The organism is Aquimarina sp. AU58 (genome assembly GCF_900312745.1).
Taxonomy (GTDB): domain Bacteria; phylum Bacteroidota; class Bacteroidia; order Flavobacteriales; family Flavobacteriaceae; genus Aquimarina; species Aquimarina spinulae.
Genome location: NZ_OMPD01000014.1, coordinates 2,547,059 through 2,568,834 on the forward strand (window position 1 = coordinate 2,547,059; position 21,776 = coordinate 2,568,834).

At 34.2% G+C, this 21,776-nt stretch carries 17 protein-coding genes and 1 tRNA gene; 11 read left to right on the plus strand and 7 right to left on the minus strand.

What is annotated here, in order from left to right; all coding sequences use genetic code 11:
- Positions 1 to 44 precede the first annotated feature (44 nt).
- The 4 genes from DK441_RS22370 to DK441_RS22385 are packed head-to-tail and all read left to right on the plus strand — an operon-like array spanning position 45 to position 8,045.
- Complete coding sequence (locus DK441_RS22370; protein ID WP_109852821.1) at positions 45 to 422, plus strand: hypothetical protein; 378 nt, start codon at positions 45 to 47, stop codon at positions 420 to 422.
- Positions 422 to 4,057 (plus strand): phage tail tape measure protein, encoded by a 3,636-nt coding sequence (locus DK441_RS22375; protein ID WP_109852822.1) that lies wholly within the window; start codon positions 422 to 424, stop codon positions 4,055 to 4,057. Before DK441_RS22370 ends, DK441_RS22375 begins: the two co-directional genes overlap by 1 nt.
- A complete protein-coding gene (locus DK441_RS22380) occupies positions 4,054 to 6,153 on the plus strand; it encodes a hypothetical protein (protein WP_109852823.1) in 2,100 nt (699 codons plus the stop codon). The genes DK441_RS22375 and DK441_RS22380 overlap by 4 nt, the downstream gene beginning before the upstream one ends.
- Positions 6,150 to 8,045, plus strand: coding sequence for a hypothetical protein (locus tag DK441_RS22385; RefSeq protein WP_109852824.1), 1,896 nt, complete (start codon positions 6,150 to 6,152; stop codon positions 8,043 to 8,045). Before DK441_RS22380 ends, DK441_RS22385 begins: the two co-directional genes overlap by 4 nt.
- Here the strand turns inward: DK441_RS22385 and DK441_RS22390 are convergent.
- Entirely contained in the window at positions 8,035 to 9,207 is a 1,173-nt protein-coding gene (locus tag DK441_RS22390) for a site-specific integrase (protein ID WP_109852825.1), read from the minus strand. The genes DK441_RS22385 and DK441_RS22390 overlap by 11 nt on opposite strands.
- Positions 9,208 to 9,331: 124 nt before the next feature.
- Positions 9,332 to 9,405, minus strand: a tRNA-Met gene (locus DK441_RS22395).
- A 199-nt stretch (positions 9,406 to 9,604) separates the two neighbouring features.
- Here DK441_RS22395 and DK441_RS22400 point away from each other — a divergent pair.
- Both DK441_RS22400 and DK441_RS22405 read left to right on the plus strand, forming a co-directional pair.
- Positions 9,605 to 9,997 (plus strand): START-like domain-containing protein, encoded by a 393-nt coding sequence (locus DK441_RS22400; protein WP_074406618.1) that lies wholly within the window; start codon positions 9,605 to 9,607, stop codon positions 9,995 to 9,997.
- Between the two features lie 62 nt (positions 9,998 to 10,059).
- Positions 10,060 to 10,908 (plus strand): aminotransferase class IV, encoded by an 849-nt coding sequence (locus DK441_RS22405; protein WP_109852826.1) that lies wholly within the window; start codon positions 10,060 to 10,062, stop codon positions 10,906 to 10,908.
- On the opposite strand, the gene DK441_RS22410 is transcribed toward DK441_RS22405, so the two are convergent.
- From DK441_RS22410 to DK441_RS22430, 5 genes are all read right to left on the minus strand, one after another.
- Positions 10,905 to 11,465, minus strand: coding sequence for a YqgE/AlgH family protein (locus DK441_RS22410; protein WP_025666983.1), 561 nt, complete (start codon positions 11,463 to 11,465; stop codon positions 10,905 to 10,907). The two genes, DK441_RS22405 and DK441_RS22410, sit on opposite strands and share 4 nt — an antisense overlap.
- 133 nt (positions 11,466 to 11,598) lie before the next feature.
- Positions 11,599 to 11,871, minus strand: a complete 273-nt coding sequence (locus tag DK441_RS22415; protein ID WP_024769076.1) for an HU family DNA-binding protein — start codon at positions 11,869 to 11,871, stop codon at positions 11,599 to 11,601.
- A gap of 187 nt (positions 11,872 to 12,058) precedes the next feature.
- Positions 12,059 to 13,006: a methionyl-tRNA formyltransferase gene (gene fmt / locus DK441_RS22420; RefSeq protein WP_109852827.1), complete on the minus strand. Its 948-nt coding sequence runs from the start codon at positions 13,004 to 13,006 to the stop codon at positions 12,059 to 12,061.
- Complete coding sequence (locus tag DK441_RS22425; RefSeq protein ID WP_109852828.1) at positions 13,006 to 14,913, minus strand: ATP-dependent DNA helicase RecQ; 1,908 nt, start codon at positions 14,911 to 14,913, stop codon at positions 13,006 to 13,008. The genes fmt and DK441_RS22425 overlap by 1 nt, the downstream gene beginning before the upstream one ends.
- 1 nt (position 14,914) lies before the next feature.
- A complete protein-coding gene (locus tag DK441_RS22430) occupies positions 14,915 to 15,472 on the minus strand; it encodes an AAA family ATPase (RefSeq protein ID WP_109852829.1) in 558 nt (185 codons plus the stop codon).
- Positions 15,473 to 15,808: 336 nt separating this feature from the next.
- Here DK441_RS22430 and DK441_RS22435 point away from each other — a divergent pair, with 336 nt between their 5' ends.
- The 5 genes from DK441_RS22435 (at position 15,809) to DK441_RS22455 (ending at position 21,762) form a co-directional block, all read left to right on the plus strand.
- Entirely contained in the window at positions 15,809 to 17,098 is a 1,290-nt protein-coding gene (locus DK441_RS22435) for a PepSY domain-containing protein (RefSeq protein WP_160112238.1), read from the plus strand.
- A gap of 266 nt (positions 17,099 to 17,364) precedes the next feature.
- The gene (locus DK441_RS22440) at positions 17,365 to 17,826 is read left to right on the plus strand and encodes a (2Fe-2S)-binding protein (RefSeq protein ID WP_109852831.1); all 462 of its coding nucleotides are present in this window, start codon (positions 17,365 to 17,367) and stop codon (positions 17,824 to 17,826) included.
- Between the two features lie 112 nt (positions 17,827 to 17,938).
- Positions 17,939 to 20,104, plus strand: a complete 2,166-nt coding sequence (locus DK441_RS22445) for a xanthine dehydrogenase family protein molybdopterin-binding subunit (RefSeq protein WP_109852832.1) — start codon at positions 17,939 to 17,941, stop codon at positions 20,102 to 20,104.
- Between the two features lie 7 nt (positions 20,105 to 20,111).
- Positions 20,112 to 21,167 carry an XdhC family protein gene (locus DK441_RS22450; RefSeq protein WP_109852833.1) on the plus strand — a complete coding sequence of 352 codons (1,056 nt, stop codon included), beginning with the start codon at positions 20,112 to 20,114 and terminating at the stop codon, positions 21,165 to 21,167.
- Positions 21,145 to 21,762: an NTP transferase domain-containing protein gene (locus DK441_RS22455; protein WP_109852834.1), complete on the plus strand. Its 618-nt coding sequence runs from the start codon at positions 21,145 to 21,147 to the stop codon at positions 21,760 to 21,762. The genes DK441_RS22450 and DK441_RS22455 overlap by 23 nt, the downstream gene beginning before the upstream one ends.
- The last annotated feature ends 14 nt before the right edge of the window (positions 21,763 to 21,776 follow it).

Consider the following 21,776-nt stretch of genomic DNA (forward strand, 5'->3'; position numbering starts at 1 on the left):
TTTATGTCCATATATCAACCAGTGCCACTCGCTATACTTGTAGTATGAATGGTATTGATACACTACAAAATAGATCCAATGCTAATATTATTACAGATCATTACATCCATGAGGTATTAGAGTCTGCAGCAGAAGAAATCCATGATCAGCAATCGAGAGTTATCACCAATGCAAATTCTAACTACCAGGATCTTCTCGATCTTAGGTCATACACAATATCATCGGGTACATTAACACTTACCCACGCACTACGAGAGCGATTTGTAGATATGAAACGTATCAAAGGCAAATCCCAAAAATCGTTAGAAGTACATAACCAAATCATCTGGTCACAGTTTAATGTCATTGTTGGCAAACTTAGATATGGATTCACACAAGATATTCGTAACAGTATAGCCGGCAAGTTTAATATCGATATGTGATGGCAGATAGAATTAGTGATGAAACGTTAAACTTCAATGTCATTATTAATGGCAATAAGGCTCAAGCTCAACTTGGTAACTTGCAGGAAGCCCAGCGAAAGCTTAGAAAAGCAAATGTAGATCTTCGAAAGGAAAAAGTTAAACTCATAAAGCAAGGAAAAAAGGAAAGCGAAGAGTATCGTCGTATAACCAAGGCTATACGTGAAAACAACACTGCAATCAAAAAAAACAGTGAGGAGCAGGCTAATTTAAGACAACAGATAGGATTAACAGGTTTAACCACTAGACAGCTTACACAAGAACAACGAAGGCTTCAATCAATCATGTCGGGTTTTTCTCCTAATACTCCTCAATGGAAAAAATATAATGATGAACTTCAAAAAGTAAACAAGCAATTAGGAAAAGTCAGAGCCAGAATGCGTGGTGTATCTGGGGTGATTTCAAAAATGAAATCTGAATTTGGTAGCCTGTTTACAGTATTAACTGGTGGGTTAAGTTTAGTTGCTTTATTGCAGGGAATGAAAAAACTAGTGTCATCCAATGCAGAACTTTCTGATGTGCAGGCAGACGTTGCAAAAACTACAGGGTTAACCAATGATGAAATAAACCAACTTACGAGTAGCTTAAAAAGATTTGATACCAGAACACCAGTAAAAGCTTTACTGGAATTAGCTGTAGAAGCCGGTAGACTAGGAAAGGACAGTGTAGAAGATATAGAGGAATTTGTAAAAACTGCTGATAAAATACGAGTTGCACTTGGGGATGATTTAAAAGGTGATGTTAATGAGAATATCAATGTAATAGGAAAATTAGCTAAGCAATATAAAGTAGGAGAAAAAACAGGAGATTCATTTGGTACTTCGATGGAGAAAATTGGATCAGCAGTAAATGAGGTATCTGCGTCCGGTTCCAATCAAGCTGGCTTTCTTGTTGATTATCTAAAAAGGCTTTCAGGTATATCGAGTCAGGCAAGAATATCCGCAGAAGATCAATTAGGATTCGCAGCAGCTCTAGATGAAGCAGGGCAATCAGTTGAAGTATCTGGTACCACAATGAGTACTATTATTACCAATATGTTTAAAGACACTGAGACCTTTGCAAAAGTGGCTAAAGTATCTACAGAAGAATTCACTGATCTTTTAAGTAAGGATGCGAACGAAGCTTTTCTTCTATTTTTAAAAGGACTACAGGGTAATAATGAAGGGTTATCCATCATGACAAAAAAAATGGATGATCTTGGTTTAGAAGGAGCGAGGAGTGTAGGGGTGCTTACTTCTTTAGCTTCTAATATCGATAATGTAAGATCCAAACAACTTATTGCGAGTAGAGCCTTGGAAGAAGGAACATCTCTTACCGACGAATTCAATAAAAAAAATCAAAACCTAGCTGCAACTTTAGATAAAATAGGAAATGCAATCGCGAATCGATTTACAGGCAGTGGTTTACAAAAATTCTTTAATAATGTTGCTGGTGCGGTTCTCAATATGGTTCAGGCTTCTGAGACGGCCGTCGAATCATATGAAAACCAAGGTAAGAAGGTAGTCGAGTTAGAAAAGAAACTCGTTCCACTTGTAGAAGAGTATGATACTCTTAAATCAAAAACAAAATTAAGTAAAGAAGAGCAGGATAGAATGAAAGTGGTAATTGGCCAAATTGCTAAAATTACTCCTACTGCAATAACAGCATTCGATGAATACGGTAATGCTATGGATATATCTTCCGATAAGGCCAAAAATTTTATTGAAACTCAAAAAGCACTATTACTATTTAGAAACCAGGAAGCTATCAAAGAGCAAACAGATCAACTAAAAGAGTACGAATCTGCCATTGCTAAAATACAAAGCACGCTTAGTAGAAGAGATGAAGAAGGGGATATATCGAGAAAAAAAGTAACTATTTCTAAAACGGATAAAGTAACTATTTCTGAGGAAAAGCTTTCAGGAGGGGAAATTCAAAAGTTACAACAACAACTACAGGAATATCAAACTAAAAGAATTGGGGTTGAAGCTTCTCTAAATGAACTTTCCGGGGATTATCTGGACCAATATGCAGAAAGAGAAAGAGAAAAAACCAGGATGACATTGGAAGAGCTAAGAAAAAGGGCTTCTGCACTTGAATTAGATTTTAATAAAGATACTTCTGCAGAGGAATTAAGACAATTGATTTCCAATGAAGAAAGGCGTTTAGCTATTCTGGAAGCGAATAGGTTAAAAGAAGGAGAGTTAGCTGAAAAAGCTTTAAAGGAAGCAGAAAGAAGACAGAAAAAGGTATTAGAAAACTTCATTAAAGAATCAGCAGATTTTCAACAGTTTTTAGCAGATCAAAGAGCAGAGAAGGAGGCTAATGATTTAAAAGGAATTGAAAAGGAACTCGCGCTACTAGATATAAAACATAAAAAAGAGAAGGAAAAGTTCCTACTTACTGAGGAGGAAAGAAAGTTTTTATCAGAAAAACAGATACTAGAACGTGAAGCTTATATAAAAGAACTTGAAGAAAGCCAAGAGACTGAACGTAACGATTTAAAGGTCCAACGTCAGACAGAATTAAATGAACGGTTACGAATACTTGAGGAAGAAAACTGGGTTGAGCAAGAGGCTTTAAGATTAGAGCGAGAAGCTATGCAAGCCGAAACTGATGAAGAGCGTGCATTAATTCTATTAGAACGTGCTCAGCTTCTTGCAGATTTAGAATTGAGAATTGAGCAAGCTAAAGAGCTTGAGAGACTAAGGTTGGCCGGTGCAACTGAAGAAGAAATTACTGCGATAAAACGAAAGCACGCTTTGCAAAGGCAAGGTATGGAGCAGACTTTTCATATTCAGTCTAATAATGTCAAGAAGCAGGATGTCAAGTGGACTGAGATGACCGAACAGCAAAAGTTGAATTTTACAATGAATGCTTTAGCTGGTGCAGCAGACGCGTTTAATGAAGGTTCTGCAGCTTGGAAAGCAGCTAAGATTGCCGAAACTACAATTGCTACATACCAATCTGCTGTTAATGCTTTTTCGGGGATGACTCAGGCAATTCCTGGTCCGGTCGGTATAGCGTTAGGAATAGCTGCTGCAGGATTTGCTGTTGCCTCTGGTATTAAACAAGTTCAAAATATTGCAAATACTGATATCAAGAAAATTGATAAGCCTAAAAAACAAAAAATAAAAGGTCGAGAATCAGGGTTGTATCCAGATAATATAGATGTGACCAGAACCGATGGTCGAAGATTTAATGCGAAAAATGGAGGAGCTACATCTACTCAAATTGTTAAGACTCCCACTTATTTTAGTGATGATTATATAGCTGGTGAGAACGGTCCAGAAATGGTAATTGATGCACCTACATTTAGAAGATTGGATCCGCAAGTAGTGGAGCATATCCAATATGTACATAAAGGAGTTAAAGGATATGAAAATGGTCTTTTCCCTGTAGAAAACCAAACAACGACAAATACTAATGAGACAACAGAGCAGCAAGAGCAACAATCCATAAAAGACGAAATGATGTTACAAGTTATGAGTAGCGTATTAAATCGATTGAATAATCCAATAAAGCCTAATCTAATTTTTGGATATCCTGAGGCAGAAGCTATCGATGATCTAAACAAGGAAAGAAGAGAAAGTGAACAAAACGGTACATTATCATGATAGAGGTTATTCAAACTCCGGCAATAAATAGAGTTTTAGCAGATGGCAATGATGCAGAAGTTATAGTCAAATCACTAAGAGGACCTAAATATTATTTTAAAATCAAAATATCGGTAGGAGGAGAACTAATATTTGAACAAAGTTGGAGTAAGGATGAGACAGGGACTTCTAGATTTAATCTAAAGTTGTTGTACTATTCTTACTTTAATAATGAATTCTCTATCCCATCTACTATAGGTTTTGAATATAAGCCCAATTTATATCAAAGGGTTAAAATAGATATTCAGGAAATTGAGATTCTAACAGGAGCGATAGTTGAGACCACTGATGTACCAGAGTTTTTTATTATAAAAAACAGAAGGCCATATCCTTTTACTGATAGTGAAGATTTGATTCTGTTGGATTACGATGTTGATCAAATTAATGTGCCTGTAGAAGGACTTATAATTTTTCCAATATATAGTAATGGTGCTAATCCTATAGAGGTAACAGTTCGTGATGATCAGGATAATGAATTATTTTCCCAATCGTATAATGCATCAACTACTAAAATAATGAGATATAATCTACCGCTATCACTATTATCAATTGGTGCTGATGTGCGGTATCTTAAAATTACAATGACTTGTGGGACCATCACCATTAATAAAATTGCAATTATTGTAAGAGAGTCAATTTACCCGATCAAACAAGTTTTTCACCTAAACAATTTCGGGATGTATTTATGTTCTTACCTAATGGGAAAATTAGAGGAAGAGAATAGATTAAAGCCAAAAGAATATATCCAGGAAGATGGTAACGCTATAACATATGATGTCGAAAACAAAATAATGGTAGATATAAATACTGGTTTTGGGTATTCAAATAAATTAGCTCAACTTATTGCAAAGAGTATTGATGTTAGAATAATAATTGATTCTGTTTGGGAAAGGATGTCAGCAAAAACAAAAAAAATCCTTAAGTATGAAGATAACAAATTCATCTATGAGGATACTTTAAAATTTTCAAAGATAGATACGCCTAATTTCAATAATAACGGAGTGTTTAATCAAATACCTAAAGCTACAGATATTATATTGTCAGGATTGGAAAATGAATCCATTCAATTCGGAGTTTCTAAAATACTTGAGGCATTCCAGGATGATGGAACATTACAAAGTATTACTTTTTATAATCCAACGGTTAATGGTTGGTTTGGATATACTAAACCAAATGGCCAGTTTATCACCATATTTAATGGAAACACAGACAATCCACTGTTGTATGTTCCAACGACAATCAATGCTTCCGATATTGTATCTTTTAAATACACACCGATTACTGAAAGATTTGGGTCTCCTTTAGATGATATCGAGTTTAAACTAAGTGACGGTTCTTATAACAGTAATTCAGCAAGGATGAAGTTCAATATTTCGGAAGTAATCGATTCCAGAATCGCACCATCTTTAAACCTTGTAACTCAATATACCATAGTGGTAGATGGAAGTGGAAGTGGGCAGGTGCAAGTGCCTATTACAGTAGTTAATCCAGATGGTTTTCCGACTACAGTAACTTGGTCTGAGAACGATCCAAAAGTAGGATTATCTAATACTTCTGAGACATCTGGTATTATATCAATAATTAATTCAAATGATGAAGATGAATTTTATGTTATACTGAGAGTAGAGGATAGTAGAGGATTATTTAATGAATATACCGTTAATATTAAAGCGGCCAGTAAGATTATAGATTTTACAGTAGAAGAGAAGAATGCCTCTGCTTCAAACATCAGACTATATGAAATTATTTTATCTAATGGCATTCCTAATGGTATAATTGATTTTGATTTTATAGCAGTTCTTCCAGGGTTTGATCAGTTTGTTAGTATACGTGATACGGCATCATCGATTACCATAGCTATGTATTCAGGTCTAGAAAATGAATCATCTACAATAACATTTGATAACTCAGGAAAAATCAAATTAATTATCGAGATGACTGATTCAAGGCAAGCAATACCGCCTTTTGATGGTGTTAATCTAAAAGTAAAAATTTCAAACCCTTCATCCGGCATGTTTATTAGTCCAAGTAATGATATTATAAATATATCTCCATGAGTAATATAAGAATTGTAGTTAATGACATAGAAATTGATTTTGTAAAAAAAGACTTAATAATCAATGATGAAAACAACTCGTTTTCTGATGAATTTAAGGTACCTCATAATACATACCCAATCAGAATAATTGAAAATGATAATACTCAAAAAGCATTAGGAAATCTTTCTATTGTTACAGCATCCAAAAAAAGGACTATTTCTTGTGTGATTTATGTTGGAGCTTCGGTCTATAAGGCACAATTGATTCAACTTTCCCCTTTACCAGGATTCCGCAAATGTGATGTTAGATTTGGTTCAGATATTTTGAAAGTAAAGGATAAAAAGATAGCTAATTTTTTTCCAAAATATAATGTATTGGGTAATGATCCTAACTCACAACCATATTTTGAAGAGAGCGAAACACAGTATAATGCTTATGATGCATGGAATCAAGAAGCAAAAAATAGAGTAAACAAAATATTTCCCCAAGTAGATTGGCAATTACCGGTCATTTACTATCCCGAAAAATATAGAGAGGAAGAGTTTTATAGTTTTGTTGAAGAGATAAATAGCAGGGATAATACTATGAATTTGAGAAAGAATGAATATGACCAAGAAACTAGTGTAGTAAATTTAAAAAATATCAATTCTGTAGCTCCTCAGGTTTTTCTATTAGCCCCTCTTTTTAAAATTTTCAATAGCATCGGATATAGGGTTAAAGGTTCATTTGCAGAAGATCCGTTTTATAAAATGGTCCTGATGTTTTCTAAAAATGACAATATGGTCACTGTTCCTGTTAGTCCAGTTTCGACTACCTTTTTTTTAGATGTTGGTTTCGAACATATATTGATTACTCCTGGACCAGGTGGTAATATTAATGTTTTTGGTTACTGGGGAACATTTGTAAAGAGAAAAAGTATTGTAAGTGCTTCTAATGGAACTCTGTTAGATGGAAGTTATAGAATAAACTACGATTTTGTAATGGAGGATGCTTCGTTTTCTCAAGCATATTTTGGTTTGCAGGCTTTCGTTGATGGTACCCTAATTGGAGAATGGTATAATGTGAGAGCTGGTAGGTATAAGCACTATTTTGAATTTGATATTCAAGAAGGTCAAACCTTACATTTCATATATCACAGCATTGATAGAAAAGATCCTTTATCATATTCTATACAAATCCTGTTTAATTCGGATCCTTTCGAGTACAAGGATTTTCATCCAACTATTGACTTTACCAGACATCTTCCTGAATGGACAGTTACCGAATATTTAACTAATTTAAAAAATAGTTTCAATTTGGGAATTACGATAGATGATGTTGCTAAAAGTATTTTGTTATACTACAATACCGATTATTTATTAAACGATACGCCTGAACATATTGATGGAAGCTTTCAAAATATCAGTCCCAAGCTTTCAAAACACGAAAGTTATATCGTTAGGCATGCTGATGGGATTTATGCGTATAACAAAATTACTAAAGAAGGAACAGTTCTTAATGGTGTTAAGGATGATAGCACGAAGGAGTATGTTACTGCTTTTAAAGCACCTACTTATGGGCGGACGGCAGGGTTTAATAAAGCATTAGATGATTTAGAAGGAGTAGCGCTTATGATATACAATCCTGCAAATGGTCCATATACAAGTCCTATGGTATTTGGCAGGACTATTGAAATTGTTGGTACTGGGGGAATATTTCAGGTAAACTGGAAAGAGTGGCTATTATTTAAATTGAATTCTATTTCTATTACTGCAGAAAAACCATTTTCAGCAACTGAGATAGCCAACATAACGAAAAGAAAAAAAATATATGTCAATAGACAATTATTCCTGGTTAAAAAAACTAAATACAAAGAAGATAGCTCTGGTTTGTTAGCAACAACACTCGAACTTGAAAGCGTTAATTATTAAATTTTAACCCTAGATTTTTAATTTTTTTATCAGCTCTTAGAAGTTCTTTTGGTATGTAATCTTCGGTTTGGGATATACTGTGATGCCTAGCTTGATCCCGAACTCTTAATAATTCAACTCCATTTAATAGCAAATCGGTAATACCACTATCTTTAAGCGAATACCATTGGATGGAAGGAGGTAAGTTGGCTTCTCTTCTCATTTTAGCCCATGTATCACTAATTTTTTTTGGTTTTAATTGTGTATCACCTGGCGCAAAATTATCTGCTGAAAATAAGTATTGTGAATTATTAGCCTTGGAAAGATGTTTTGCTAAATGTGGTACTAATATATCAGGTATGGTAACCGGTTGGCTTTTGTTATTTTTGGCGACACTACTCTCTATATATATAACATTGTTAATTAGCATCACATCACCAACCCTTAGTTTGGTTAATTCTGTTCTACGAATTAGGCAGTAATAGCAACTCATACATAGTGTATAAAAGTTTTTATTATTCTCATTGAAATATTCGAATATAGTGTTACGATAGTTCTCCTTTATGTATACGCGTTTTTTTGGTTCTACTGGAATGTTTTTTAAATGTAGACATGGATCTTGCTTTATATATCTTCGATCCACCATATAAGTAGTAATATTTTTTAGGAAACCAAGATAATTGTTGCGAGTTCTTGCTGAATTATCACGATCATGGTATACATAATCAATGAAATCTGTAACCAATTCTATATCAAATTTAATGGCAAATAGACTTGGCTTATCAATCATTTGAAGATATTCATTAATTATTTTCACGTAGGATCGATAAGTTCTTAGGGTGTCTTCGCTTTTTTGATTTTTATTCACTTCTTTCTGTGTTTTTGAAAGATATTGCTTTAAAATGTCCGTCACTTTATGAAAGGACTTTGCATTTTTTTCAGTGATCCAAGGAGTCCAACCTTTCTGTAGTTTATTATTGATCGTAGCAACCATTCTCTTGGCAAGTTTTCTCCTTTCAACAATACTTTTTAAGGGTCTAACTCTATTCCTTTTGATTTGTAATTTATCTGTAAAAGGATTCTTACAGTAATAAACAATCTCCCAGGTCTTATTTTCTCGAAGTTCAGCAGGCACATAATCTATAAACATTGATGCCTTTGTAATTTTTTTGGAAATGGACATTTTTTTTTACCTCAAAACTTAATTGAGATGCAAAATTGTTAATCCTTATTGATCGTATTTAACACGGTAGATTTGTGAAAACCCACTTAACTAATTGAATGTTAATTAGTTAAGTGGGGTGTTGTAGCGAGAGGGGGGCACGATCCCCCGACCTCCGGGTTATGAATCCGACGCTCTAACCAACTGAGCTACCTCGCCATTTTCCTTTATTTCTATACAATCAAACCATTAAAAAAGGTCTGATATATTAGAATACTTTTTACAGTACTGCTAAGGAGGGTGCAAATATAAAAACAAAATAGAATGACACAAACAATAATGCATAATTAATTTTTTTTTCAATGTACTTTTAAAGTCGATAATTAATCTATATATTGGCTTACCAACAATTAATGATATGTCTGAAAAAACTAAATATGAACTTGAATTTGTGGTACAGTCATCACCGCAACTATTATATCAATATATATCTACACCTTCGGGACTCTCAGAGTGGTTTGCAGATAATGTAAACTCAAGAGGAGAGTTGTTTACATTTATCTGGGATGATTCTGAAGAAGATGCAAAACTTTTAAGTAAAAAAAGTGGTGAACGGGTAAAGTTTAGATGGGTAGAAGATGAAGATGATGGAAAAGATTACTTCTTTGAAATGCGTATTCAGGTTGATGAAATAACCAAGGATGTTTCTCTTATGGTTACCGATTATTCTGAAGATGATGAAATGGATGAAAATAAAATGCTATGGGATAATATGATTGGAAATCTAAAACATGTATTAGGTTCGGCATAATTCTTCTTTTTATAATACAAATCTTTATACCCCATAAACATTAAAATTTATGGGAATTTTTTATGGTTAATATCAACGGAAATTTACTAGAAGATCATAAAGCAGTATTGGCTATTGATAATAGAGGATATGCATACGGAGATGCTTTATTTGAAACTATCAGAGTTAATTCTGGAACTATTTTATTTTGGGAAGATCATTATTTTCGGTTAATGGCCTCGATGCGTATTCTTAGAATGCAAATTCCTATGTCGTTTACCCCAGAATTTTTGGAAAAGGAAATCATAGATCTTATCACTGCAAATGAGTTAATGAATGCTTCAGTAAGGATAAAATTAATGGTAAATAGGGTAGCGGGCGGGCTATATACGCCCGCTTCTAGTGATATAGAATACAATATATTGGTTTCTCAATTACAATCTAGCTTTTATACGATTTCTGATCAGAAGTATGAAGTTACTCTTTTTAAAGATCATTATGTAAGTACAGATATGCTGTCTACTCTAAAATCAACAAATAAACTGGTCAATGTTCTTGGTGGGATTTTTGCTAGAGAAAATGGTTTTGATAATTGTTTGCTGATCAATTCTAACAAAATGATTATTGAAGCTTTAAATGGCAACTTATTTCTTGTAAAGGGCAATACGATAAAAACGCCTCCAATAACAGATGGGTGTCTAAAAGGTATATTAAGAACTCAATTGTTAAGAATTCTTGAAAAATTACCAGAATATCAATTAGAGGAAGCTTCTATTTCTCCTTTTGAGTTACAAAAAGCAGATGAATTATTTGTTACGAATGTAATTACGGGAATTTTACCAATTACCAAGTTTAGAAAAAAGGAGTATACTTCTAAGACAAGTAAGAGATTATTAGGAATATTAAATACCAGGATAAGGTTAGGAAATTAATTGTAAGTAGGATTCTCTGGAGCGTTAGACCAAAGGACGTATTCTCCTCCTAGTTCTATCATTTTTTCTTTCCAGAAAGTATCACAGGATTTTCCGAAAATATTCTTTTTGTAACTGTTTTCGACAATTACCCATGAGTTGGCTTCAAGTTCCTGGTTAAGTTGCTTAGAGTCCCACCCAGAATATCCTAGGAAAAATCTAATTTCATTTGGAGTGATTTTATCTTCAACAATAAGTCTAGAGACAATAGAAAAATCTCCTCCCCAATAAATACCACCAGATATTTCTACACTGTTAGGAATTAGATCAGGAACTTTGTGTATAAAATACAGGTTATCTTGTTCAACCGGGCCACCATTATAAATCTTAAATTCCATTTCAATTTCAGGAACCAGATCAGCAAGGAAATACTCAAGAGGTTTGTTCATTATAAAACCAATAGACCCTTGCTCACTATGATCCGCCAAAAGAACAACCGAACGATTAAAAGACACATCTCCTATAATAGATGGCTCAGCGATTAATAAATGTCCTTTTGATGGTTGTAGTGATATCATACTAACAATTTTACTTATCTTAAATCTAAATAATTATTTCTAATAATCAAAGGAGTTAGGTGTTTTTTGCCAAAAAATCATAAAAAAAACTCCCAATTTTGGGAGCTTTTAAATAATATCGAAAACGAACTGATTAGTTTACCGAACTTGATAAATCAGCACCAGCCTTAAACTTAACAACGTTTTTAGCAGCGATTTTAATAGTCTTACCAGTTTGTGGATTTCTACCTTCTCTTGCAGCTCTTCTAGAAACTGACCAAGATCCAAATCCTACTAAAGAAACACGTCCTCCTTTTTTAAGAGTACCTTCAACGTTTCCTAAGAAAGATTCTAAGGCTTTTTTAGCCGCTGCTTTAGTAATTCCAGCGTCAGCTGCCATTGCATCGATTAATTCTGTTTTGTTCATAATTCTGTTTTTAAATTAATTGTTGGTTAAACCAATCTTTTATGTTAAACGCTTTACAAATTTATACGGATTTATGATTCATGCAAGGATTGGCCCAGTAAATACAGGGATTTGTTGATAACTCAATGCGATTGTTAATAACCAATGTTGTTTTAGATAGATTTTTAAACCCTATACTACATAGGGGCTAACACATTTTTGCATCTCTGTAAAATACATAACCATTCAACAATGCTTGTGACTCCATTGCTTTTTTACCTGGGAGTTGAAGTTTTTTCAATATAATGTACCCATTTTTTACAGCTACTTTGATTGTAGAATCTTCAATAATAATTTTACCTATATCAAAAGTATGAGCTTCTTCTATTGGTTGAGCATCGTATACCTTTATATTTTCAGACACTCCTTTATTATACAATTCACACCAGGCAGCAGGATAAGGGCTTAGTCCTCTAATCAGGTTATGAATAGTATGTAGATCATCTTTCCAGTTAATTTTGGTGTTCTCACGATTTAGCTTATATGCGGTTTTAAAAGTACTGTCTTTGGGTTGGGGGTTTACCGTTACCGAATCATTTTCTATTGCTTTTATGGTATCTACTACCAAATCAGCACCTTTTTTCATTAGCTTATCATGTAGTATCCCCGCAGTATCATCATTTTTTATTTCAACTTCTTTCTGAAAAATAAGATGACCAGTATCTATTTTTTCGTCAATGAAGAAAGTCGTGATTCCGGTTTTTTGCTCTCCATTAATAACAGCCCAATTAATTGGTGCTGCACCTCTATAATCCGGAAGCAGAGATGCATGTAAATTAAAAGTGCCATACTCTGGCATATCCCAAACTACTTTTGGGAGCATTCTAAAAGCAACAACTATATTAAGATTAGCGCCCAAAGCTCTTAACTCTTCAATAAAACCCTCATCTTTTAGATTTGTTGGCTGAAGAACTTTTAGATTTTTGGATAGTGCATATTCTTTAACAGCAGATGCTTTAAGTTTTCTACCTCTTCCCGCTGGCCTATCGGGAGCAGTAATAACACCAACGACATGATACTTGTTTTCTATTATGGTTTTTAGGGTTTCAACGGCAAAATCCGGTGTCCCCATAAACAGGATTCGTAAGTCTCTCATTATTTTTGTGCTAATTGATAGTGATTATCGTGATTGATCCTTATAATTTGATGTTCGTTCATTTCCCGTAATACTTGTAAGGCTAATTTTTCGGGATATGCTAACTGTGCCAGTAAATCTCTTGAAGATAAGTTTTTTCTTTCTAAAAGCCTTATAATATCGTCTTGTATTTTATTAAGATCTATTGGTGTGGTCTTGTTTTTTTTGGTGATACAAAAACTACATATACCACAATCTGTGGTTTCTTTTTCTCCAAAATAATGAAGTAACTGTCTGCTTTTGCATTTTGTATTATTTTCTGTAAATCTTAATATTGCTTCTACCTTCTTTATTTTTGAAGTATTTTGCTTTATAAGATGATGTTTAATCCTATTGATGGTATGATCATCCTCACGTGGCAATAAGAAGATGATTTCTGCATCAGAAATTTTGTATATAAATTCTACTAATTCGGCTTCGTGTAGTTTATGTAATACAGTAACAACTTCTGTTTCGGGTTTTCCTACCTTAGAAGCAATCAAAGGCAGATTAATTGTGACTTTTTCGTCAAAAATACCGCCATATGTTCTTAGGATAGCCTTGGTAATTAGCTGGTATTCTTTATTGTTTTCTAGGAATTCTAAAAGATGATTTCCGGTTGTAAGAATATGAACACTACTTTTTTTGGTATATCGTTGCATAAATCTAATGACACCGCAACGATCTAAAAATTGTAATGTATTATAGGTAATAAGTGTATTTAACTCATACGTTTTACAAAATGTATTGAATTCAAAATTATGAACGGTCTGTTCACCTTCACCATATGATATTTGAAAATAGTTACATAGCTTTCTATAGACTAGTTTTACTTCATCTATATCCGGCAATACTTTTATAAATTGATTGTGTAATCTCTGATTATCATTTGTGTTTTTTAAAAGATAGGCAAAAGATGGTTCTCCATCACGACCGGCTCTGCCTGCTTCCTGAAAATAGCTTTCTATACTTTCTGGAATCGTATAATGAATTACCGTGCGTACATTAGGCTTATCTATTCCCATGCCAAAGGCATTTGTAGCAACCATTACTCTAATCTCTTCTTTTAACCATTGGTTAAATCGTTTGGTTTTTTCTTGAGCATCTACACCACCATGATAATATGTCGCCAAATAGCCACTTGCATTAAGAAAATCACTCAATTCAACTGCAGATTTTCTATTTCGAACATAAACGATCGAAGTTCCCGGGTATTTATCTAAAATCTGAGTAAGTTTATACTTTTTGTCGATTACATTTTCTACCCTATACCCCAGATTAGGCCTAAAAAAGGATTGTTTAAGTATTTTGGGTTGAAAAAGATCGAGTTCTGTCACAATATCATCTACTACTTCTTTGGTGGCAGAAGCGGTTAGTGCAATAACAGGTACAGCAGGATGTATTTTTCTTAGCACTTCTATTTTTTTATAAGAGGGCCTAAAGTCATTTCCCCATTGCGAAATACAGTGTGCCTCATCTACTGCAATAAGATTAATATTCATTTGCTTTAATCGTTCCTGTACAATGTCTTGTTGAAGACGTTCTGGAGAAAGATAAAGGAATTTATAATTACCATAAATACAATTATCGAGCAAAGTATCTAATTCTGAATATCTAATACCACTAGGCAGTGCAATTGCTTTTATGTTTTTTTGCTGAAGGTGTAGTACCTGATCTTGCATTAATGCAATTAATGGAGAAATAACAATACAAATACCTTCCATTATTAGAGCTGGCACCTGAAAACAAATTGATTTTCCCCCGCCAGTAGGGAGTAATGCAAAAGTATCTTCTCCTTCCAGTACCGAAGCTATAATCTCTTCCTGCAATGGCTTAAAACTATTGTGTTTCCAATATTGTTGTAATATTTTAAGAGGAGATTTTAGCAAATTATTTTATGTTTTTGAGAATAAAATCATAACGTTCATGCACAGATCCAAAAGGTACTTCGATACAATCATAGCCTAATTGACTATACGTTTCAAACAGATGATGATGGATTTCTTTTGCTTGTTCGAAGCTTTCATAGCGCTCATTGTCTGATACATAGATGTCTTCCCATGGTGGCAGTAAAAAAACCTGATCATACGTATGATTCTTACAAGCATTAATAAAACTGTCGTCGTAGGATTGGTTAAAATAGTTCATATACGCCAAAACATCTGGGATACCTCTATCATAAAATGTAAGATCTTCTTTTTGGGATACGGCCTCTTTAAATTGATCAACCCTTCCGTTAAGAATTTGTGTATTAAATTGATAGGGGTCAGAGACAGAAATTATGGGATTAGAAACAATAGACTTAGAGTCATTACTTTTTAATGCTTCCTGAGTCATACTTCGTATAATCTCATGAAAACAGAAAAATTTTGCTTCTTCAAGTTTATGGATAACTGAGGTTTTACCTGTTCCCGGTGCTCCGGTAATTACAATTCTTTTCTTTGTCAAAGGAATAATTTTGATGCAAATTTCGGAATTATAAAAGGATTTTGAAAAGAAGTTGTTTAAAGTTTTCTATTCTAACAAACCGAAACAGTTTGATGTATAGTAAGGTAATTGCAGAAATTAGATATAAAAAATTATATTTTCTATGTATTAGGGCAAAACGGATCATTATACGCTCTGAATGACATCTACGTCTCGATGAAACACAAATATTCAGTTTTTCACGGGATATCGAGATGGATATTCAATTGGAAGGAGTAATCGAACTATTCAGCAAAAAGATTTTATATAGAGAATATGATTGTCTTACTTTAATGTTAAACATGTATATTATACAAAGTGAAAAAGAAGTTATTTTTAATACATGGATGGATTGGGACACAACTAGGCCTACTTTTTTTTGTAGTATGTTTTTCTGGAACAATCTCAACTGTTAGTCATGAGTTAGATTGGTTAATTCAATCAAACTATAGAGCCACACCACAATCTACTTACGTCTCGAGAAATGTCATTTCAAATAATTTTGCAAAGACATATCCAAAAGCTAAAATTACCTATTGGATACGGCATGATGAGCCTTACCTATGTGATTTGTTGTATAAAGAAGAGGATGAGAAACTTTCGTTTGTATTTGCAAACCCTTATACAGGAGAAATTCAGGGAGAGACAAGTCTTACGGCTCAACTCTATCTAAGAGATTTACATTATTACCTCTTTATACCTTTTCAAATTGGGAATTACATCGTTTTATTTTTTGGATTTCTTATCCTTGTTTCTGTAGTCTCTGCTCTTTATTTTTATAAATCCTGGTGGAAGAAATTTTTTGTGCTCGATGTAAAAAAAGGGGGGAACAAGTTTAGTAGAAGTTTACACAGGTTAGTTGGCTTATGGGCTATTCCTTTTATTTTTCTTATTGTGATCATTAATAGCTGGTATTTTGCAGAACGCGCAAATATTGCCGGTATTAAACCAATGGTAAATCCTAAGCATATAAAATTAGACATACTTAATTATCAAAATGAGAAGAAGAGTTTGTTTCCTTTTAATATAGACTATAATAAAGCAGTTAAGATTGCAGAAAAAGCTATTCCTCATTTTAAAGTAAAAAACATTTCTCCTGCGATTGATTCTACAGAAACAATATATGTAATGGGAAATAGTAATGTTCCATTAGTTAGGCAAAGGGCTAACCGCGTATATATTAATCCATATAACTATAAAATAGAACATATTCAAAGTGCAGCAAAGAGCAGTACTATTATGTGGATTAATGATATAGTAGATCCTTTACACTTTGGATATTGGGGTGGAATAACAACCAAAATAATTTGGTTTGTTTTTGGGTTAATTATCTCAATATTAATACTTTCTGGGATCTATATCTCTTTAAAAAGGAAGTCTCGATCAAAACAGAAAAGTAGGATTGAAAAAATAGTTCTAAACGTTATTAATACATTAATTATTTGTTGCTTGTTTTACTTTATGCTAAAACGATTACATACAAGATATGAAGCTACTGTTTTGGCTTATTGTGTAATTTTCATTTTCTGGGTGCTATTATTTGCTTTATTGTATTACTTGTTAGTTTTCTGCATAAGAAAACCAGGAGTTAGAAAACTAAACCGATAAGGTTATTTTAGATAGTGTAATAAGTATCGGGATGAAAATAAATGGATTTTACTACAACTAAGTTTTGTATGAACAAAAAGACAGTATATAAGATATTAATAAAAGCAGATATAATCTATTTAATTCGATTTTCAGGAATCATAATTATTTGTAATGATCTGTTAAAGTTGAATCAACATAGTGAATTTTTAGTAACTTCAATAGCAATTGATACGCATTTGCTTTATTTAGACTAGTTAAATACAAATCTTTAAAAATTAAAACTCATGCCTGTTTATAATTTAAAAATTAATGGTCAATCTCATAGTGTCGAGGCAGACCAGGATACCCCTCTTTTATGGGTGTTAAGAGATCATCTTGATATGGTTGGTACCAAATTTGGCTGTGGTATAGGCCAATGCGGTGCATGTACGATACATCTAGACGGCTCTGCTACCAGAAGTTGCTTACTTCAGGTTTCTATGGTAGAAAATATGGAAATTACTACGATCGAAGGCTTATCTGAAGATGCTTCACATCCTGTTCAACAAGCCTGGAAAGAAGTAGATGTACCACAATGCGGATACTGCCAGGCAGGGCAAATGATGTCTGCTGCTGCTTTCTTACAGCAAAATGCAAACCCGAATAAATCAGAAATCAGGGATGCAATGAGCGGTAATATATGTAGATGTGCTTCGTACAACAGAATAGAAGAAGCTGTAGAAGTTGCTGCCAGTAAAATGAGTTAACCCTTTTAAATTTTAAACGTATGAAATGAGCCATAACAATTGAGTGAATACCAATCGAGATGTTCAATGGCGAATTCCATCTGACAACTAAAAAAACAATAAAAAAGAACAGATGAAAAATAATGCATCACCTTCATTCGGTAGAAGGTCATTTATAAAAACATCGGCATTGGCTGGTGGCGGAATGTTAATTGGGTTTAATTTATTTCAGGCATGTAAACCTGAAGCGAAACCACCTGTTGATATACCTATTGATATTTCTCAATTAAACTTCAACGATTTTAATGCCTTTATCAAAATAGCCGATAACGGTATGGTAACTATCTTCTCTCCAAATCCAGAAATAGGCCAAGGGGTTAAGACATCTATGCCTATGCTTATTGCAGAAGAACTTGATGTATCATGGGATAATGTTCATGTAGCGCAAGGGGCATTAGATACCAAAAATTTCACACGACAAGTAGCCGGAGGAAGCCAATCCTTAAGGCAAGGGTGGGAACCCTTACGCCAAACGGGAGCTACAGCCAGACAAATGTTAATTAACGCTGCAGCAGCCAAATGGGGAGTGGATGCTTCAGAATGTAAAACAGAAAACGGAGTAATTATCAATGCCAATGGTGATAAACTTGGATACGGAGACGTAGTTAAAGAAGCATCAGCGCTTGAAGTGCCAGAAAATATAACACTAAAAGACCCTAAAGATTTTAAAATCATAGGAAAAAATATTTCTAATGTAGATGTAGATAAGATTATCATCGGAAAATCTCTTTACGGAATGGATTATAAGGAGGAAGGGATGGCATATGTGTCGGTATTAAGACCTCCTGCTTTTGGTAAAAAACTGGTTGATTTTGATGATACTGCAGTTAGAGCTATTTCGGGAGTACATGATGTAGTTAAGTTTGGTGATAAAATTGCAGTCCTGGCAAAAGATACCTGGACAGCAATGAAAGGAAAAAAGGCATTGAAAGCGAATTGGACTTCGGATTCAAAATTAGAAAATACAGAAGATCATGATAAAATACTGATGGATCTTCTTAATGGAAAGGAGTTTAATACACTACGTGCCGATGGAGATGTTAAAAAAGCATTTGCTCAGGCAGACAAGGTGATCGAGAGAACTTATGAGTCACCATTCTTACCTCATAATTGTATGGAACCCATGAACTTCTTTGCAGATGTTACTCCAGAAAAAATTCGTTTGGTCGGCCCTATACAAACACCAGCAGGTACTGCACGTAGAGTTGCTAATTTGTTAGAGCGCGACCCAGAAGATGTTTCTGTAGAAATGACCAGAATGGGAGGCGGTTTTGGAAGACGACTCTATGGTGATTTTGCTTTGGAAGCAGCAGAAATATCAAAAATTGCCCAAAAACCAGTCAAAGTAGTCTATTCCAGAGAAGATGATATGTCTGCAGGGATATATCGTCCGGCAATAAAATATAAAATCAGTGCCTCAATTAAAGATGGTAAAATTAGTGGATATCACCTTAAAGAAGCCTCTGTAAATTCGAATATGTATGGGTTGATCCCTAATTTTTTTCCGGCTGGAGCTATTGAAAATTACCAGGTTGATGTTGCCAATTATAATAGTAAAATTACAACAGGAGCCTGGAGAGCTCCATATACTAATTTCTTGTCTTTTGCAGAACAAAGCTTCTTTGATGAATTGGCAGAGCTACTAGAAATTGATCGTATTCAACTTCGTTTAGACTTACTACAGAAAGTAAAGGGAACTACAGATGAGAGAATCCAGTATTCTCCAGAACGATTAGAGAAAGTAATAAAAGTAGCTGTAGATAAATCTGGATGGGGAAAAGCAAAAGATGGAACTTACCAGGGATTTAGTGCATATTATTGTCATAATACTCATGTAGCAGAAGTAGCAGATGTAGTATTAGAGAATGATATACCTGTGGTAAAAAAAGTTACTTGTGTTGTAGATTGCGGAATCGTAGTGAACCCACTCGGAGCAAAAAACCAGATCGAGGGTGGAGTTATTGATGGTGTAGGCCATGCGATGTATGGTGATTTTTCATTTAAAGATGGAGTGCCACAAGACAAGAATTTTAACACCTATCGTTTAATTCGTATTAATGAAACTCCTGTGGTCGAAACACATTTTATAGAAAGTGATATTGCCCCAACAGGACTAGGAGAACCCACATTACCTCCTGCAGGAGCAGCTGTAGCAAATGCAATTAAGGCAGCAAAAGGAATACGATTGTATAAGCAACCTTTTATTAAAAATATGAATTCCAAAGCGCCATTGGGATAGTACGCTTATGACACACGAATTCAAAGAAATAATAGAATCTTATCATAAAGCCAAACAGCAGGGGATACCTGCTGTTATGGCTACAGTAGTAGATGTAGAAGGGTCTTCTTATAGAAGACCAGGAGTGGGTATGCTCATTCTCCAAAATGAAAAAATGACAGGTGCTGTAAGTGGGGGATGTGTTGAAAAAGAAGTGTTACGACAAGCGCAATCTGTTTTCGTTTCCGGAGAACCCAAAATGATGACCTACGATGGTAAATATAGGCTGGGATGCGAAGGACTATTGTATATTTTGATTGAAACTTTTGATATTAGTACTATTGAGATTGCAACAATACAAAGACACTTAAAATCCAGAGTACCGTTTGAAATTAAATCATGGTACTCAAAAACAGAACAAGAAATCTCTACTATGGGATCTATTGTTCAATTTAAAGGAGATCAGGCATTTTGTTTTTCGCAAAATACCAGGCCAGATGATTGTTTAGAGAGTTTTGTGAGGGAAATGCAACCTTGTTTCAGATTAATAATTATTGGTACCGAGCACGATGCAGCGCAGTTATGTAAACTGGCATCAGCTACTGGCTGGGAAGTTGATATCGTAAGTCCACCACAGCATTCTAAAAAACTAGAAGATTTTCCGGGGGCAAAAGAGATAATTCGTAGTGCTCCAGAAGATTTGAATATAGATCATATAGATGATCAGACAGCTATCATTCTAATGTCTCATAATTTTGCTAAAGATTTGTTATATCTTCAGGCGTTAAAAGAAACCAGCCCGGTGTATATCGGATTATTAGGACCCGCGCAGCGTAGAGAAAAGCTATTGTCTGCTTTTATAGAGTATTTTCCCGAGGTTACCGATAGATTTCTCGATGCTATTCATGGTCCTGTCGGTCTAAATCTGGGAGCAGAAACTCCTCAGGAAATTGCAATTTCTATAATTGCTGAAATATTGTCCGTGATTAGAGGTCAAAACCCGATACCATTGCAGGAGAAGAAAGGAGCGATTCATGATGATCCTAAAAGGAAAAAAATAAATGCCATTCCCACCAAAACCTAAAATAGCACAACTTATCCTTGCAGCAGGTTCTTCTAGTAGAATGAGAGAACCAAAACAGGTGTTGCCATGGCGTAATACAACATTAATTGGTCACGCTATAGAGAGGGCACTACTAATAAAAGAAACCTCAATCTATGTGGTTTTGGGAGCGCATTACGACACTGTATATGAGGAGATTTGTCATTTTCCTGTTACCATACTCAGAAATGCAGAATGGCAATCGGGGATGGGATCTACAATACGTTCTGGAATTAAGGCTATACAACAAGACAAATTGTCGTATGACGGAGTGCTAATTTCACTGGTAGATCAACCACTATTAGATACAGTTCATTTTAATGCATTAATTACTCAATTTAGTAAAGAACCAGGTGTTATTACTGCTACAGGTTTAGGTTCTGGCGTTGGGGTTCCTGCAATTATCCCATCTCAATATTTCTGCGAATTAGTGCAGTTACAGGCAGATTTTGGTGCCCGATACATTATTAAAAAGCATATAGATCATATCCATACAATTGATGCTCTTGATAAAGGAGTAGATATTGATACGATAGCACAATATCATGCTATAATAAAAAGCAATTTTTCTTCTTAAAAAAGCAAAAGGAG

Bases quoted from the DNA above. Each gene is read 5' to 3' on its own strand.
- DK441_RS22370 (WP_109852821.1), top strand. From the start codon at position 45: ATGAATGGTATTGATACACTACAAAATAGATCCAATGCTAATATTATT.
- DK441_RS22375 (WP_109852822.1), top strand. From the start codon at position 422: ATGGCAGATAGAATTAGTGATGAAACGTTAAACTTCAATGTCATTATT.
- DK441_RS22380 (WP_109852823.1), top strand. From the start codon at position 4,054: ATGATAGAGGTTATTCAAACTCCGGCAATAAATAGAGTTTTAGCAGAT.
- DK441_RS22385 (WP_109852824.1), top strand. From the start codon at position 6,150: ATGAGTAATATAAGAATTGTAGTTAATGACATAGAAATTGATTTTGTA.
- DK441_RS22390 (WP_109852825.1), bottom strand. From the start codon at position 9,207: ATGTCCATTTCCAAAAAAATTACAAAGGCATCAATGTTTATAGATTAT.
- DK441_RS22400 (WP_074406618.1), top strand. From the start codon at position 9,605: ATGTCTGAAAAAACTAAATATGAACTTGAATTTGTGGTACAGTCATCA.
- DK441_RS22405 (WP_109852826.1), top strand. From the start codon at position 10,060: ATGGTTAATATCAACGGAAATTTACTAGAAGATCATAAAGCAGTATTG.
- DK441_RS22410 (WP_025666983.1), bottom strand. From the start codon at position 11,465: ATGATATCACTACAACCATCAAAAGGACATTTATTAATCGCTGAGCCA.
- DK441_RS22415 (WP_024769076.1), bottom strand. From the start codon at position 11,871: ATGAACAAAACAGAATTAATCGATGCAATGGCAGCTGACGCTGGAATT.
- fmt (WP_109852827.1), bottom strand. From the start codon at position 13,006: ATGAGAGACTTACGAATCCTGTTTATGGGGACACCGGATTTTGCCGTT.
- DK441_RS22440 (WP_109852831.1), top strand. From the start codon at position 17,365: ATGCCTGTTTATAATTTAAAAATTAATGGTCAATCTCATAGTGTCGAG.
- DK441_RS22445 (WP_109852832.1), top strand. From the start codon at position 17,939: ATGAAAAATAATGCATCACCTTCATTCGGTAGAAGGTCATTTATAAAA.
- DK441_RS22450 (WP_109852833.1), top strand. From the start codon at position 20,112: ATGACACACGAATTCAAAGAAATAATAGAATCTTATCATAAAGCCAAA.
- DK441_RS22455 (WP_109852834.1), top strand. From the start codon at position 21,145: ATGCCATTCCCACCAAAACCTAAAATAGCACAACTTATCCTTGCAGCA.